1 protein-coding gene is annotated in these 530 nt (G+C 42.1%); it reads left to right on the forward strand.

What is annotated here, in order from left to right:
• Positions 1–207: 207 nt before the first annotated feature.
• The coding region (locus tag R7093_RS27770) for a VOC family protein (RefSeq protein WP_318147349.1) at positions 208–530 on the forward strand (323 nt) is incomplete at its 3' end.

A 530-nucleotide genomic window follows, 5' to 3' on the forward strand; every position in this document is an offset into this window, starting at 1 on the left:
CCGCCTGCGAAGTAAATATCTTCCATCATTTTATCCTGTAAAACTTTGCGCCATTATGGACAACACCATCATGCAAACACAACTCCTACCATAAAACAGGAACAAGGTTGCAGTGATTTGCTCTCTTTTTCATTCAAGTCGTCCTCGTTAGATTTGATACCAATGCCAGCAATTATTGAATCACAAATACTTACTAAGAGAGCCAATATGAAAATAGAACATGTCGCAATTTGGACAGAGCGTTTGGAAGAGCTGAAAGGCTTTTATGAGAAATATTTTAACGCCGTATCCAACGATAAATACTACAATCCGAAGAAGCATTTTTCGTCTTACTTTCTTTCGTTTGAAAGTGGTGCTCGATTGGAGTTGATGTCGATGGAAGGAGTGACCGCCTGTGAAAACTCTCACTCGATGCAAGTAACAGGGTTGGCACACTTTGCTTTCGCTCTAGGATCAGAGCAGGCGGTGGACCAATTAACCAAAACCTTAGTGGATGATGGCTACCAATGGATCGACGGCCCGAGACAAAC

The sequence above is a fragment of the Vibrio sp. 1580 genome, from assembly GCF_033340055.1.